Origin of the sequence: Flagellimonas yonaguniensis, from assembly GCF_029193885.1 — a bacterium.
Lineage (GTDB): Bacteria > Bacteroidota > Bacteroidia > Flavobacteriales > Flavobacteriaceae > Flagellimonas > Flagellimonas yonaguniensis.
In genome coordinates this window covers 519,485-533,882 of sequence record NZ_JARFVB010000001.1, presented here as the reverse complement: position 1 = coordinate 533,882, position 14,398 = coordinate 519,485, and the positions used below count along the sequence as shown (strand labels likewise).

At 43.1% G+C, this 14,398-nt stretch carries 13 protein-coding genes; all 13 read left to right on the top strand.

Features of this window, described 5'->3' with window-relative positions:
* Positions 1-49 precede the first annotated feature (49 nt).
* The gene (locus tag PY092_RS02400; RefSeq protein ID WP_275614254.1) at positions 50-916 is read left to right on the top strand and encodes a DUF58 domain-containing protein; all 867 of its coding nucleotides are present in this window, start codon (positions 50-52) and stop codon (positions 914-916) included.
* Positions 916-2,577 carry a BatD family protein gene (locus PY092_RS02395; protein WP_275614253.1) on the top strand — a complete coding sequence of 554 codons (1,662 nt, stop codon included), beginning with the start codon at positions 916-918 and terminating at the stop codon, positions 2,575-2,577. Before PY092_RS02400 ends, PY092_RS02395 begins: the two co-directional genes overlap by 1 nt.
* On the top strand, positions 2,578-3,576 hold the full coding sequence (locus PY092_RS02390; protein WP_275614252.1) for a vWA domain-containing protein: 999 nt from the start codon (positions 2,578-2,580) through the stop codon (positions 3,574-3,576).
* Positions 3,577-3,579: 3 nt separating this feature from the next.
* Positions 3,580-4,632, top strand: a complete 1,053-nt coding sequence (locus tag PY092_RS02385; RefSeq protein WP_275614251.1) for a VWA domain-containing protein — start codon at positions 3,580-3,582, stop codon at positions 4,630-4,632.
* Positions 4,633-4,636: 4 nt separating this feature from the next.
* A complete protein-coding gene (locus tag PY092_RS02380) occupies positions 4,637-5,512 on the top strand; it encodes a tetratricopeptide repeat protein (protein ID WP_417958138.1) in 876 nt (291 codons plus the stop codon).
* Positions 5,512-7,296, top strand: coding sequence for a BatD family protein (locus tag PY092_RS02375; RefSeq protein WP_275614249.1), 1,785 nt, complete (start codon positions 5,512-5,514; stop codon positions 7,294-7,296). The genes PY092_RS02380 and PY092_RS02375 overlap by 1 nt, the downstream gene beginning before the upstream one ends.
* Complete coding sequence (locus PY092_RS02370) at positions 7,293-8,057, top strand: SH3 domain-containing protein (RefSeq protein WP_275614248.1); 765 nt, start codon at positions 7,293-7,295, stop codon at positions 8,055-8,057. Before PY092_RS02375 ends, PY092_RS02370 begins: the two co-directional genes overlap by 4 nt.
* A 55-nt stretch (positions 8,058-8,112) precedes the next feature.
* Positions 8,113-8,421 carry a hypothetical protein gene (locus PY092_RS02365; protein WP_275614247.1) on the top strand — a complete coding sequence of 103 codons (309 nt, stop codon included), beginning with the start codon at positions 8,113-8,115 and terminating at the stop codon, positions 8,419-8,421.
* Positions 8,422-8,506: 85 nt separating this feature from the next.
* Positions 8,507-10,090 (top strand): SulP family inorganic anion transporter, encoded by a 1,584-nt coding sequence (locus PY092_RS02360; protein WP_275614246.1) that lies wholly within the window; start codon positions 8,507-8,509, stop codon positions 10,088-10,090.
* Between the two features lie 9 nt (positions 10,091-10,099).
* The gene (locus PY092_RS02355; RefSeq protein WP_275614245.1) at positions 10,100-10,726 is read left to right on the top strand and encodes a carbonic anhydrase family protein; all 627 of its coding nucleotides are present in this window, start codon (positions 10,100-10,102) and stop codon (positions 10,724-10,726) included.
* Between the two features lie 101 nt (positions 10,727-10,827).
* Positions 10,828-12,681: a SulP family inorganic anion transporter gene (locus tag PY092_RS02350; RefSeq protein WP_275614244.1), complete on the top strand. Its 1,854-nt coding sequence runs from the start codon at positions 10,828-10,830 to the stop codon at positions 12,679-12,681.
* Positions 12,682-12,692: 11 nt separating this feature from the next.
* Positions 12,693-13,385: a hypothetical protein gene (locus PY092_RS02345; protein ID WP_275614243.1), complete on the top strand. Its 693-nt coding sequence runs from the start codon at positions 12,693-12,695 to the stop codon at positions 13,383-13,385.
* Positions 13,378-14,397, top strand: a complete 1,020-nt coding sequence (gene pheS, locus PY092_RS02340) for a phenylalanine--tRNA ligase subunit alpha (protein WP_275614242.1) — start codon at positions 13,378-13,380, stop codon at positions 14,395-14,397. The genes PY092_RS02345 and pheS overlap by 8 nt, the downstream gene beginning before the upstream one ends.
* Position 14,398 lies beyond the last annotated feature (1 nt).

Sequence of the window (14,398 nt, the reverse complement as noted above, 5' to 3'; positions counted from 1 at the left end):
TAAGTAGCAATACTTTAACCAACCCGAAAACCTATTTTTTTTGAACCAAATGGATACAAAGGAACTACTAAAGAAAGTACGTAAAATTGAAATCAAGACCCGACGTCTTTCCGACCATATTTTTGGTGGGGAATACCACTCTACGTTCAAAGGTCGGGGAATGACGTTCAGTGAAGTACGCCAGTATCAATTTGGTGATGACGTACGAAGCATTGACTGGAACGTGACCGCACGCTATAACGAACCCTATGTAAAGGTTTTTGAAGAAGAGCGTGAACTTACAATGATGCTGATGGTGGATGTGAGTGGGTCGGAACTTTTCGGCACTTCCAACCAGTTCAAAAAAGAAATCATTACCGAGATTTCCGCTACACTAGCCTTTTCTGCGCTTCAGAACAACGATAAGGTAGGTGTGATTTTGTTTTCCGATGAGGTAGAGCTTTTTATCCCGCCCAAAAAAGGAAAAAGCCACGTACTCCGAATCATCAGGGAATTGCTGGAATTCCACCCAAAAAGCAGCGAAACCAATCTTGCAGAAGCCTTGAAGTTCCTGACCAACGTGATGAAGAAAAAAGCCATTGTTTTTGTGCTTTCGGATTTTATCGCGGATGACTACGACAACACCCTTCGCATTGTGGGCAATAAACACGATGTAACGGGAATACGGGTTTATGATGAACGTGAGGAAACCATCCCAAATTTGGGCATGGTGCAAATGCAGGATGCCGAAACGGGCGAGATTCAATTGGTAAACACCCAATCCAAACAGGTAAGAGTGGCTTATGGCAAACACTATCAAGAGAAGGTAGAGTATTTTACCAATTCTTTCAATAAATCAGGATCTGGTGTGATCAATTGTCGGGCGGACGAAAGTTATGTGAAAAAGCTGTTGGGCTATTTTAAACGAAGAGGATAATGAGAAAGAACGGTCAACATAAAACAATTAACATAAAAAGAGTCCAATTCATTTTGGGCACTTTATTGTTACTGATGCTTCTGCCAACTGTCGGTTTTTCGCAAACAGGACCCAAAGTTTCTGCAAAAGTAGACACCCTTGCCATTAAAATTGGGGAACAGATCCAATACAAAATTACCGTTGAAACAGATTCGACCGATATTGTTTTCTTTCCCGAAGGACAAACCTTCTCCCCGCTTGAAACCGTAGAGGCCATAATGTCCGATACCCTTAAAAATGACAATAAGCTCATTCTTCAAAAAATATATTCGCTCACACAATTTGATAGTGGAGCGTATACCATTCCACCGCAGCGAATCGCCATCAATGAGCAGCCTTTTTTCACGGATTCCTTCCAAGTGAAGGTGGCCGATGTGGTCGTGGACACCACCAAACAAAAGATGTACGACATCAAACCTCTTATCGAGGTGGAACGTAGTACTGCTGATATGTGGCTTACCGCACTTTGGATACTTTTAGGGCTGATTGTGGTCGGCGGATTGGTCTATTGGTTCTTTTTGAGGAAAAAACCATTGACCGAGGAAGAAAAAGTGGCCTTGCTCCCACCCTATGACCGAGCGTTGATGGAACTGAAAAAACTTGAGAATTCCAAATATCTCATTCAGGATGAGTACAAGCAGTACTATTCCGAACTTACCGATATTGTTCGATCCTACTTGGAAGAAGATGTGCACGTAACAGCCATGGAGAGTACTACCTCGGAGCTCATTACCAAATTGGAAATGTTACGTGATGCCGGCGAACTAAAATTGGAAGATGACACCCTTGAACAATTTCAAAAAATATTACAAACGGCCGATTTGGTAAAGTTCGCCAAAAACAAACCAGCCACAACCGTTGCCGAACAAGACAGGAAATTGGTCGAGGAAATCGTGACCAAAACCCACGAAGGGCTTCCAGAGCCTACCGAGGAGGATTTGTTGTTGGATGAGGAATATCTGGAAGAACTCGCGAGAAAAAAACAACGAAAAAGAATCTACTGGGCCGCAGCAATTTTTGCAGGAATCATTGTTTTGGGCGGTATTGGGTCCACCATTTATTTTGGGACCAAAAAGGTTAGAGATACCGTTTTCGGCTACCCTACCAAGGATCTGTTGGAGAGTGAGTGGGTGGCCAGTTCGTACGGTTTCCCTCCAGTTCAGATAGAAACTCCGGAGGTTTTGGTACGCCAAGAGTTGGAGCTGCCCAAAGAAACAGAAGAACTCATCAAAGAACTTCAGGCATTTTCCTATGGAAGCTATGTCGGCATTTTTTCCGTCAGCACAAGTTCCATCACCTTTAAAGAACAAAAAGAAGAGCCTCAATTTGAAGCGGTAATTGGTTCTACCCTGTCCAATTTTGAACAATTGGGCCTTAAAAATATCATTACCAAACAAGAAGAGTTTGTGACACAATCCGGAGTGAAGGGAATGAAAACCTATGGCACTGGAATGCTGGAACGACCCAATGGAGACTCCAAAAGGGCCAAGTACAATATTCTCACTTTTGGGGGCAAGGGTTTTGTCCAGCAAGTGGTGATCACATGGGAGGAAGACGATGAATATGCGGAACAGATCGTGGAACGGATTTTAGGAAGTCTTGACGTAAAAACACAAGTATAAATGTTTGAGAATATAGAATTTGCAAATCCTGAGTTTTTCTGGCTGCTGCTGATGTTGCCGTTGGCTTTGCTATGGTATTTTTTCAAGCGAAAAAATGAAATGGCCTCCCTGCGCATATCCAGCATCAAGGGGTTTACCGTGAAGAGTTGGGCATCAAAATTAAAACCAGTGCTGTTCGGAATCCGATTGTTGGCATTGGCAGCTATCATCACGGCATTGGCACGACCTCAAACTGAAGATATTTCAACACGGACAAAAACCACTAAAGGCATCGATATTGTGATGGCCATCGATGTATCTTCCAGTATGTTGGCACGTGACCTAAAGCCGAACCGATTGACCGCGTTGAAAGAAGTGGCGGCCAGCTTTATCGAAGGTCGCCCGAACGACCGTATCGGCTTGGTGAGCTATGCGGCCGAAAGCTATACAAAAACCCCAATTACCAGCGATAAGGCCATTGTATTGAACGCATTGGAGGAAATAACTTATGGCGTGTTGGAGGACGGAACGGCCATAGGAATGGGACTGGCCACATCAGTAAACCGCTTAAAAGAAAGTAAGGCAATCAGTAAAGTTATCATTCTTTTAACGGACGGTGTCAATAATTCTGGCTTTATTGAACCTAGAACCGCTGCTGACCTAGCGGTTGAATTTGGGATCAAGACATACACCATTGGTCTGGGCACTAACGGAAACGCATTGTCCCCCATTGGCTACCATAGAGATGGCTCCTATAGATATGGAATGCGACAAGTGGAGATCGATGAAGAATTGCTAAAAGAAATCGCAGAAGTGACCGGCGGAAAATACTTCCGTGCCACTGACAACGAATCTTTGGAAGCCATTTATGATGAGATCAACAAGTTGGAAAAGACAGAAATAGAGGAATTCAAATATTACAAATACGAGGAAAAATTCAGGCCATTGATTTTCCTGGCAGGAATTTTATTGTTGTTGGAATGGGGATTGCGAAATTCCATCTTTAAAAGTTTTATTTAACGAATGATTCAGTTTGACGAAAAAATATATTTCTACCTCTTGGCCATAATTCCAGTTATGGCCCTAGCGTTCTTTTTTCTTCAAATCTGGAAGAAAAAAACACAAAAGCGTTTTGCCGATTCAACCCTGTTGAAGCGTCTGGCACCCAACAAATCCAACTTCAAGTCAACCCTTAAACTGATATTTTTATTGGGAGGACTCACGTTTTTGGTGTTGGGATTGGTAAATCCAAAAATCGGCACAAAACTGGAAACCGTGAAACGCGAAGGTGTGGATATTGTATTCGCCATTGATGTTTCCAAAAGTATGTTGGCAGAGGATATCGCTCCGAACCGCCTTGAAAAATCCAAACGAATAGTTTCGGAAATCATCAACCAATTGGCCAGTGACCGAATCGGGATAATCGCCTACGCAGGACAAGCATATCCACAATTGCCCATTACCACGGATTACGGTGCGGCAAAAATGTTCTTGCAGAGCATGAACACCGATATGCTCTCGTCACAAGGAACCGCCATCAATGCAGCCATAGATTTGGCAAGCACCTATTATGATGATTCCCAACAGACGAACAGAGTGCTTTTTATTGTTTCCGATGGGGAAGACCACTCCGAAAACTCTACCATCAACGCCGTTGAAAAAGCCACGCAAAATGGTATTCGAGTGTATACGATCGGGGTAGGTAAGGCCAAAGGAGCTCCGATTCCCATCAAACGCAATGGAATCGTGGAGAGCTTGAAGAAAGATAATGAAGGTGAGGTGGTCATTACCAAACTTAATGAAAACGTATTGACAGAGATTGCCGACAGGGGCAATGGAGATTATATTGATGGTTCCAATACGGAAAATGCCGTGGAATACATCAAAGAGGAACTGAACCGAATGGACAAAACAGAGTTTGAAGCCAAGCAATTTGCAGAGTACAAGGACCAATTTCAATGGTTCCTTGCCGCTGGTTTTTTATTTCTATTTTTGGACATCTTCGTTTTGGATAGAAAAACACAATGGTTGAAAAAACTGAATCTTTTTAATGAGCACGATGATGAGCAAGATTAAGTTGATGTTTGGACTATTGCTATGTTTTGGCGTGGTCCAAGCCCAGGACGACATTACCGAAAAAGCGAACAAAGAAGCGGAGAAAGCATTGCAAACCTCCACGAACATAACCTACGAGGCCAATGACAAGTTGACCTCCAACGATTTTGTAACTGCGGAGGCCGACTACAGAAGAGCCATATCCAAGAGCAATAAAAATGCTGCTGCAAGATTTAACCTTGGAAACGCCTACTACAACAGGGAAAGTTTTGGAGAAGCCTTTGGACGATTCAAGGAAGCTGGAGATGCCACAGAGGACAAAGGAGAAAAACACAAGGCCTTTCATAATATGGGCAATGTGTTTATGAAGCAGAAAGATTACAAACAGGCTGTAGAAGCCTACAAGCAAGCCCTTAGAAAAAATCCCAACGACGACGAGACCCGTTACAACCTTGCCTTGGCCAAGAAAATGCTCGAAAAACAGCAGGACGAGCAAAAGAACGACCAGAATCAGGACAATCAGGACAAAAAAGACCAAGAAAACGAGGACAAGGACAAAAACCAAGATCAGAACAACGAGGGAGGGGATAACGAAAAGAAAGACGAAGGCGAGCAAAAAGAAGACGAAAACAAAGATAAAGGCGACAAGGGCGATAATGGGGAAGATAAACCCAAGGAAAACCAAGAGGGAGATGGCGACAAGAAAAAGGAGCAGGAGAAAAAGCCCAATGAAGGAGACCAGCCTGAAGATAAAAAACAGCAGCCAAGACCCAATCAATTATCTGAGCAGCAAATTCAGAATTTGCTAGAGGCCATGCAGAACGAGGAGAAAAAAGTGCAGGAAAAAATGGAGGCCCGAAAAGTTCGCGGCAAGAAAGTTAAAAACGAGAAGGACTGGTAATGAAACTGTTGAAAGGCAACATATTGCTTTTTTTGGGAATGTTCCTGCTATTGGGGCTGCATTCCCACGCCCAAGACGAAACCGAAGGGATTGAGTTCACAATGAACCTGAGCAAAGAGGAATTGGGAATCAACGAGCGCCTTAGGGTGGATTTTACCATGAACAAGGATGGCGACAACTTCAAGCCACCCCAATTTGAAGGGTTCAATGTGGTAATGGGACCATCCCAATCCATTGCTTCATCTTGGGTAAATGGAAAACGTAGCTATTCCAAAACCTATTCCTATATTCTAAAACCGACGGCAAGAGGTAGTTTTACCATCAACCAAGCCACTATCGAAATTGATGGCCAGACCTATAAAACAACGCCACAAAAAGTTGAGGTCACGGCTGCGGTGGACAAACCCAATTCAGAGAAAACCGTGGACGATGTTGCGGATGAAAGCCTTCATCTGGTAGCAGAGGTTTCCAAAGGAAATCCTTACCTCAATGAAGCCGTAACAGTCATTTATAAGCTTTATGTGAGTCCCAACATCAGTGTGACAAATTACCGCCCACTGGACAATCCCACCTATAATAATTTTTGGAGCCAGGATATTCCAGTGACCAAGCACACGGCACAAAACGGAACGTATCAAGGCAAACCATACCGCTACGTAGTCTTGAAACGAGTGGTGCTCTACCCTCAAAAATCAGGTCAGTTGGACATTGAACCGCTCTCCCTGGAAATATTTGTGGATGTCCCCACTAACCGTCGGGACTTTTTCGGTGGTCGAATTTATACCCAGACCAGTAAGACCGTTTCCGCCGGAAAAAGAACCATCAACGTAAAACCATTGCCCGAATCGGGAAAACCTGTGGATTTTAGTGGTGCGGTCGGGGACTTTGACTTTTCCGTGACCACCAGCAAAACCCAATTGAATGCATCTGAATCGCTCCAGGCCAAGGTAGAGGTTTCAGGAAAAGGAAACTTAAAACTGTTCCAACTTCCAGAACCAGAATTGCCAAGTTCGTTGGAGGTATATGATCCCGAATATGAGGAATCCATCAACACCTACAGCTCGGGTATGGAAGGAAAGGTATCGAACAATTACACTATTGTTCCGTCCTATAGAGGAAAATACCCCATTCCCAGCATTTCCTTTAGCTACTTTAACCCCAACACGGGCAGCTATGAGACCATCAAGTCGGAAGAAATCAATATTGAAGTAATCGAAGGGCCCACAAGCAGTGCTACAAATGCCACTACTGCTACAAACAAACAAGCCGTGGTGCCAACAGGGGAGCAATTCCATTTCATCAACATAAATCCGAACCTGAATGCTATCGGAGTAGATCGTTTCTTTGGTTCCAACTTGTTTTTCATCCTATTGTTCGCTCCACTATTGCTGATTCCAATAGCCATTTTCGCCTTCAAGAAAAGAGAGGCGATTGCAAGCGACGTGGTCGGCAACAAGATTAAAAAAGCGAACAAACTGGCCAGAAAGTATCTGTCCACCGCCAAAAAAGAACTGGGCAACAAGGAAGCCTTTTATGTTGCCTTGGAAAAAGGCTTGCACAACTACCTGAAGGCCAAATTGCACATAGAAACATCGGAGTTCAGCAAGGATAAAATCACAAGTATCCTATCCGAAAAGCATGTTGGAAAAGAAGATATTGAAGGATTTATTGGGTTGTTGACCAGTTGTGAAATGGCACGTTACAGTCCGTTCTCCAATGTACAGATGCAGCAGGACTATGAAAAAGCAAGTGAAGTAATCTCTAATTTGGACAAACATTTATGAGCATAAAAAAGATGACCTTTTTGGTTTGTTTTCTTAGCCTCTCTTTTGGTTTTGCCCAAAACGAGACGCTGTTCAATGAAGCTACGGAGCTTTACAATAAAGGTGAATACTCCGCTGCCATCGAAAACTATGAACAGATTCTGGATAATGGCGAACATTCCGCCTCTCTTTACTTTAATTTGGGCAATTGCCACTACAAACTCAATTCCATAGGACCCAGTATTTATTATTACGAAAAAGCTTTGCTTTTGAGTCCGAACAATGAGGAAATCAAGAACAATTTGCGTTTTGCCCAAAATATGAGGCTTGACGCCATTGAGGAAATGCCGAAAACCGAGTTATCCCGCATATATAATTCGATTGTCGGTATGTTTTCATCCGATCAATGGGCTTACTTGGCCATAGCATTGGTCTTTTTGTTTGTGTTGGCATATATGGCCTATTACTTTCTTAGACCCGCTGACCAGAAAAGGGCTGCCTTTATTACCAGTATGTTATCCCTTACCCTATGTGTGGTTTGCGTTTTGTTGGCTTACCTCAACCATCAACAGTATAAGAGAGATGCCCCTGCCATCGTGTTTGCAAAGGAAGTGAGCGTTAACTCGGAGCCAAACACGAACAGCAACACCGTATTTACCATTCACGAAGGCACCAAAGTGAACATTTTGGACGAGCTTGATGATTGGAGAAGAATCCGTATTGCCGACGGTCAAACTGGGTGGTTGTTGGGAGATAACATTAAATCATTGAAAGATTTTTAGTATTTTAAACGAATAAGTCTACACCTTACTTTAATTTTGTGACAATCATTTGATAATGCGAATACTGGCGATACCTTTTATTTCCATCATGATGATATCAATTTTATTGACATCATCCTTTATTCCCCTTTTGGGACAGGAATACAGTACTGCCATTATTCTTGGTTCATCCGAAGAAGAAAACAATACCCACGACACATCAAACAGTAACACTTTTGATGCCAAATATTTTTTGTCAAAAAGCTTCTTTGCCACTAACCCATCCCACCATCAAGAAAAAAGTGACAGTACATCAGGTTATATATTTGCTGTATTGGAGTTTACCCTTGAAACCTTGGACCCCCCTCCCCGAAAACTGGTTTAACACTCACATTCATTGTTTAAATCAAGTTTTAATCGTCTTCTACCAAAAGTTTATTAATGTAGAGGACTAATCTTACTTTATAAATATGTTCAAGTATATAAAAAATGACTTGCCTGCCAGTATTGTGGTCTTTTTTGTGGCATTACCGCTATGTTTGGGTATTGCCCTGGCCAGTGGAGCTCCCTTGTTTTCGGGACTTATCGCAGGTATAATCGGGGGAATCGTTGTAGGTGCACTGAGTGGTTCCCATATTGGGGTAAGTGGCCCTGCTGCGGGACTTGCTGCCATAGTTTTAACGGCAATCGGCACCTTGGGAGGATACCAAAACTTTCTTGTAGCTGTAGTTTTGGGTGGTATTATCCAACTTATCTTCGGATTTCTGAAGGCTGGAATTATCGCCTATTATTTTCCATCGTCTGTAATTAAAGGTATGCTCACCGGTATCGGTATCATCATCATTTTAAAACAGATACCACATTTTTTTGGGTATGATTCTGACCCAGAAGGTGATTGGGCCTTCTTTCAAGTGGATGGGGAAAATACCTTTAGTGAAATTATCAACTCCATTAATTTCATAAGCCCGGGAGCAACCCTGATTGCCGTTGTTGCCTTGGCCATCCTTATTCTGTGGGGTCAGGTGTTAACGAAAAAATCCAAGATCTTTGAGCTTATACAGGGACCTTTGGTCGCTGTGGTCATTGGTATCGTATACTATTCCTTTACTCAGGGTAATGGCACTTGGGGCATTTCTTCGGATCATTTGGTAAAGGTTCCTGTTCCGGACAGTTTTGAATCGTTCATGGGCTTTTTCAGTTTTCCAAATTTCTCTGCCATATCCAATCCAGAAGTCTGGGTAACAGCTTTTACGATTGCTTTAGTGGCCAGTTTAGAAACATTGCTCTGTGTGGAGGCAACGGATAAATTGGACCCTGAAAAAAGAACAACGCCCACCAATCGTGAACTTAGGGCCCAAGGAGTCGGAAATATGCTTTCTGGTTTGGTTGGGGGACTTCCCGTTACCCAGGTAATTGTTCGAAGTTCGGCCAATATCCAATCCGGGGGTAAAACGAAAGCATCAGCGATCATTCACGGATTCTTCCTTTTAGGTTCGGTTATTTTAATTCCTACCTTGCTCAACATGATTCCATTATCCGTATTGGCGGCCATACTATTTATTGTGGGGTACAAACTTGCAAAGCCAAGTCTGTTCAAAACCATGTACCAATCAGGTTGGAAACAATTTGTCCCTTTTATGGTAACTGTGGTAGGCATTGTGTTCACGGACCTTTTGGTCGGAATTAGTTTAGGTCTTGGTGTGGGTATTGTGGTTGTTCTCATCAAAAGTTACCAGAACTCCCACTTTTTGCACATCGAAGATAAAAGTAATGGGGCCCATAAAATTAAAATGACCCTTGCGGAAGAAGTTACCTTTTTCAACAAAGGTGCTATCCTGAAAGAGTTGGACAGTCTTCCTGAGAATTCCTATCTTGAATTGGATGTTAGGAAAACACGTTTTCTTGATAATGACATCGTGGAAATCCTTGAAGATTTTTCAAGTAAAGCGAAGAGCAGGAACATTGACATTAAAATCATTTCGGAAAAAGGCGAAGTCGAAAATCCGGATAGTTACATCGAATTCTTTAATCTAAGACCGAAAAAATCGGCATAAAATATAGCTATGAAAGCACACACAAGAGAAACGCAATCAACGATGACGCCTGAAAAGGCCATCCAATTTTTAAAGGAGGGCAACCAGCGTTTTCAGCAAAACCTAAAAGCGAATAGAAACCTTTTGGAACAAGTAAACGATACCAAGGATGGTCAATTTCCCTTTGCGACCATTTTGAGTTGTATCGATTCAAGGGTTTCTGCCGAGCTTGTTTTTGACCAAGGCTTGGGTGACATCTTTAGCATTAGAATTGCAGGGAACTTTGTAAACGAAGATATCTTGGGAAGTATGGAATTTGCCTGTAAATTGGCAGGGACAAAGACTGTAGTGGTCCTCGGACATACTAGCTGTGGAGCTGTAAAAGGAGCATGCGACCATGCACGCTTGGGCAACCTTACGGCATTGATCAACAAGATTGAACCTGCTGTGGCAGCCGTGGAAGAGCCCAAGGACAAATCGTTGCGAAACTCCAAAAACTTGGAGTTTGTGGATGCGGTCTCCCTCAAAAACGTTGAAATGACCTTGGAAAACATCAGAAATCAAAGTGAGGTCCTCAAAGAAATGGAAGATAACGGCGAAATTGCCATAGTCGGTGCCATGTACGACATCTCCGATGGCAAAGTAACTTTCTTATAACAAATTATAACTTAATGTAAATAAAAGCCGGCGAACATTCTCATCGGCTTTTTGTGTTTCTAAAATTGTTATATTCAGGCGGTATAAATACAGCCTTAACCATGTTCAAACATCTGAGAGGAGATTTATTTGGAGGGATTACCGCGGGTATTGTGGCATTGCCTTTGGCCCTTGCCTTTGGTGTAAGTTCTGGGTTGGGCCCAAGTGCTGGATTGTACGGCGCCATTTTCATCAGTTTTTTTGCTGCCCTTTTTGGAGGGACCAATACCCAAATATCGGGTCCCACAGCTCCAATGACAGCCGTGAGCATGGTGGTCATTGCTGGAATCATAGCCATTAATGATGGAGACATCAACAAGGCACTTCCCGCTATTCTCACTGTTTTTCTATTGGCTGGAATCATGCAGATTGGTTTGGGCCTATTGAACATGGGAAAATACATAAAGTACATTCCATATCCTGTAGTTTCCGGTTTTATGACCGCTATCGGGGTCATTATTCTAGTTACCCAAATATTACCGGCCGTGGGGTACTACCCAAAAGAGGATGAAGCTTACGTCAATCAATTTATGCCCGAGGCCGAAGAAGGAATCTTGGAGAATATATTACAGGAAGAAGCTGGGGAAGGGATTTTGGTTTTGGAGGACTTTGCGGAAACCATCAAACGTGCCGAAAAAATTACTGACGCTGATATGATCAAGGAAGCGGCCACCTTGGCTTCCAAAGAAGCATCTGGGGTCATAGGAACATTTAAGGTATTGCCCAGAGCTCTTAAAAACATTAATTGGCTCGAATTGGCCTTGGCCTTGGCAACCATTATCATTATTTACGGTTTTAAACGAATTACTACGGCAATCCCCAGTACATTGGTTGCCTTGATACTTGTTTCCGGGTTGGCTTTCGGATTTGGATTGGACTACAGACCCATTGAACAAATCCCCAGCGGATTGCCCATTCCCAACTTGGAGATTTTTACAGCCTTCGAACTTGATGTTGTCACACCCTATATTTTTACCGCATTTACCTTGGCATTGCTTGGTGCCATTGACTCATTGCTTACCTCTGTAGTTGCGGACAATATGACCCAGACCAAACACAAACCCAATAAAGAATTGATAGGCCAGGGCATTGGAAACAGTATTGCAGCTATTTTTGGGGGACTTCCCGGTGCAGGGGCCACTATCAGAACGGTGGTGAACATAAACTCTGGAGGAAAAACAAGGTTGTCCGGGATGATTGCCGGCGTGCTTTTGCTCATTATTCTGCTCGCTTTGGGTCCCGTAGCATCACAGATACCGGCCGCTGTACTGGCGGGTATTTTGGTAACCGTTGGTATCGGTGTGATGGATTACAGAGGTTTAAAAGCCATTCCACACTTGCCCAAAGACATGAAATTGGGGCCTATAAAATTGAGTTCAGAGGTCATTATCATGTTGGTGGTAATGGTGTTGTCATCCATTTGGAACTTGGTATATGCTGTCGGAATCGGCTTGGTCATCGCTTCTTTGATGTTCATGAAGAAAATCGGGGACCTTACCGCACAGCGCTCGAATGTGAGGGCACTACGTGAAGAGCCCTGGTCCGATGAGAAAAATATTCCTCAAAAAATCAAGGAAGAGGTTTTTATAAAACACATCAAGGGACCCTTGTTCTTCGGTTCCACAAACGAATTTCAACAACTGGCCTCTCAAATCCCCGAAAATGCCTCCACAGTGATCATTCGAATGGGCAGAATGCAGTACATGGACCAAACGGGGCTTTATGCCATGGAAGATGTATTGCAGGATTTAAAGCGAAAAGACATTCAAATAATTTTGGTCAATATTTTAGATCAACCCCGATACATGTTGGAACGTATCGACATTATCCCTGATCTCATCCCCGAAGAACATATTTTCAAAAACTTTAAATCGTGCTTGGATTGGGTGGATAAAAATTTAAACCATCATGAATAACGCTTTTTTTGATGCTCTTTCAAGAATTTCCTAAAGATTCAGGTCCTATTTATTTGGAAACCATGGAAGGCAGGTTTCCAATAGAGCCATTCAACACATTCAGTAACCTTATTTTTCTGGTGTTGATTATTTATTGGGGCATCAAGGTATATCGAAATCCAAGACAACATCGATTTTTAGCTTGGGTACTTCCCATTATAGGAATCAGCTATGTGGGTGGTACGGTTTACCATGCTACACGTAGCCATGAGTTTTGGCTTCGTTTGGATTGGATGCCCATCATGTTGCTCTGTGCAGCCTTGGTCATCTATTTTATTTTTAAGCTCGTCAACTCTTGGTGGCAACGAATAACTTGGATCATCATACTGCTCGGAGCTTCCTTTTTACTTCGGATTCTTCCCATCCCTGTAGGATTGAGAATCTCTCTTGGATATGTGATTACCGCAGCGACCATTCTCATTCCCATCACGTGGTATTTGATAAAAACCAAGGGGGAAAATATAGGTTTGGTCATTACGGCCTTCATGATTTTTGCGATTGCCATTTTCTTCAGAAGCATTGACCTCCATCAAAATTTCTTCCCCATGGGCACCCATTGGCTTTGGCATTTGTTGGGCGGAATCGCAGTACATTTTCTAATTGCCTATATATTCAAGGACAATTTGCTAAATTTGTCCGCCAATAGCGTAAGCAATCATGATTGATACCATAAAGGAACACATTGCCGAAGTAGAAAAATTCACTTCGAACTCTACAGAAGAAATTGAAGCTTTCCGAATCAAGTATTTGGGAAAAAAGGGGCTTTTGAACAGTTTCTTTGCCGAATTCAAGAACGTGCCCAACGAGCAGAAGAAAGATTTTGGCAAAGTTGTCAATCAATTGAAAAATGCTGCCACCGACAAAGTCAACGAACTTAAGGAAGCTCTGGAGAGCCAATCTGAAGCAGTTGGCAAGTACGGCGATTTGACTCGTCCCGGGGAACCGGTAGAAATTGGGTCCCGCCACCCCATTTCAATTGTGAAAAACCAAATCATAGATATTTTCTCCAGAATTGGCTTCAACGTATCCGAAGGACCCGAGGTGGAGGATGACTGGCACAACTTTACAGCATTGAACCTTCCTGAGTACCATCCTGCGAGGGATATGCAGGATACGTTTTTCATCCAAACGGACCCAGATATCCTTTTGCGCACACACACCTCGTCGGTACAAGTGCGCTATATGGAGGCCAATAAACCGCCCATCAGGACCATTTCTCCTGGAAGGGTATATAGAAACGAGGCCATTTCTGCCCGCTCGCACTGCTTTTTCCATCAAGTGGAAGGCTTGTACGTGGACAAGAATGTATCCTTCGCGGATTTGAAGCAGACCCTGCAGTATTTCACTTCCGAAATGTTTGGCAAGTCAAAGATTAGATTGCGTCCATCCTACTTTCCTTTTACGGAACCAAGTGCGGAAGTTGATGTGTACTGGGGCCTTGAAACAGAGACCGATTACCGTATGACCAAGGGTACGGGATGGCTGGAAATTATGGGCTGTGGCATGGTAGACCCCAACGTACTGAAGAATTGCGGCATAGATCCTGAAGTGTATTCCGGATTTGCCTTTGGTATGGGGATAGACCGTATTGCTCTTCTGCTTCATCAAATTTCCGACATCCGCTTGCTCAGCGAGAATGATGTCCGCTTCTTGGAACAGTTCAAAAGCGCATTGTAAC

Coding starts and splice junctions, on each gene's coding strand:
- PY092_RS02400 (WP_275614254.1), top strand. CDS start 50: ATGGATACAAAGGAACTACTAAAGAAAGTACGTAAAATTGAAATCAAG.
- PY092_RS02395 (WP_275614253.1), top strand. CDS start 916: ATGAGAAAGAACGGTCAACATAAAACAATTAACATAAAAAGAGTCCAA.
- PY092_RS02390 (WP_275614252.1), top strand. CDS start 2,578: ATGTTTGAGAATATAGAATTTGCAAATCCTGAGTTTTTCTGGCTGCTG.
- PY092_RS02385 (WP_275614251.1), top strand. CDS start 3,580: ATGATTCAGTTTGACGAAAAAATATATTTCTACCTCTTGGCCATAATT.
- PY092_RS02380 (WP_417958138.1), top strand. CDS start 4,637: ATGTTTGGACTATTGCTATGTTTTGGCGTGGTCCAAGCCCAGGACGAC.
- PY092_RS02375 (WP_275614249.1), top strand. CDS start 5,512: ATGAAACTGTTGAAAGGCAACATATTGCTTTTTTTGGGAATGTTCCTG.
- PY092_RS02370 (WP_275614248.1), top strand. CDS start 7,293: ATGAGCATAAAAAAGATGACCTTTTTGGTTTGTTTTCTTAGCCTCTCT.
- PY092_RS02365 (WP_275614247.1), top strand. CDS start 8,113: ATGCGAATACTGGCGATACCTTTTATTTCCATCATGATGATATCAATT.
- PY092_RS02360 (WP_275614246.1), top strand. CDS start 8,507: ATGTTCAAGTATATAAAAAATGACTTGCCTGCCAGTATTGTGGTCTTT.
- PY092_RS02355 (WP_275614245.1), top strand. CDS start 10,100: ATGAAAGCACACACAAGAGAAACGCAATCAACGATGACGCCTGAAAAG.
- PY092_RS02350 (WP_275614244.1), top strand. CDS start 10,828: ATGTTCAAACATCTGAGAGGAGATTTATTTGGAGGGATTACCGCGGGT.
- PY092_RS02345 (WP_275614243.1), top strand. CDS start 12,693: ATGCTCTTTCAAGAATTTCCTAAAGATTCAGGTCCTATTTATTTGGAA.
- pheS (WP_275614242.1), top strand. CDS start 13,378: ATGATTGATACCATAAAGGAACACATTGCCGAAGTAGAAAAATTCACT.